The sequence below is a fragment of the Staphylococcus sp. EG-SA-2 genome, from assembly GCF_017152085.1.
The window spans coordinates 1-657 of the sequence record NZ_JACYHC010001177.1 but is presented as its reverse complement, the minus strand read 5'-3'; the positions used below and the strand labels follow the sequence as shown (position 1 = coordinate 657).

The following is a 657-nucleotide window of genomic DNA, read 5'->3' as shown; positions in this document are numbered from 1 at the left end:
TAGAAAAATATCCAGAAGATATGCATATGTGTCATATTTCAAAAGATTTGCTAAATAAATACAAGTGATTTTCAGAGGAGAATAGATGTTTAAATTAACCAAAATCGGAGAAATACCTAGATATACTAAGAAAAGAGGTAGGTATTATGTATACGTTTGATGCACAATCATTAACTGCTAGAGAAAACTATAAATTATTAATTGGTTCAATTATTCCACGACCTATAGCATTTGTTACAACATTAAATCAAGATGCATCAGTAAATGCAGCACCATTTAGCTTTTTTAATATTGTTAATAACCATCCGCCAATGGTTGCTATTGCAGTTCAACGTGCAGGAGGTAAGAGAAAAGATACTGCCTTGAATATAGAACGGACTGGAGACTTTGTTGTGCATATTACAGACGAAGATAATGTTCAAGATATTAATGAGACTGCAGCGCCGTTAGCATATGGTGACAGTGAGTTGAGTCGTACAGGATTATCACTTTTAACATCTACAACGATTAAGACGCCAGGAATTAAAGACGCGAAAATGAGATTCGAATGTAAACTATCGCAAATGATATTGCTTGGAGATGTATTAGATGGGGCTGATTTAATAATAGGTGAAATTGTAACTTATCATATTGATGACAGTATTTATGAGGGTGATT

At 33.3% G+C, this 657-nt stretch carries 1 protein-coding gene and 1 pseudogene; both read left to right on the top strand.

Annotated features, from left to right (window positions below; translation table 11 throughout):
* Positions 1-68, top strand: a pseudogene (locus IDG60_RS28085) (peptide-methionine (S)-S-oxide reductase); the annotation flags it as partial.
* Positions 69-146: 78 nt separating this feature from the next.
* A partial coding sequence (locus tag IDG60_RS28080; RefSeq protein ID WP_206161081.1) for a flavin reductase family protein occupies positions 147-657 on the top strand: 511 nt, incomplete at its 3' end.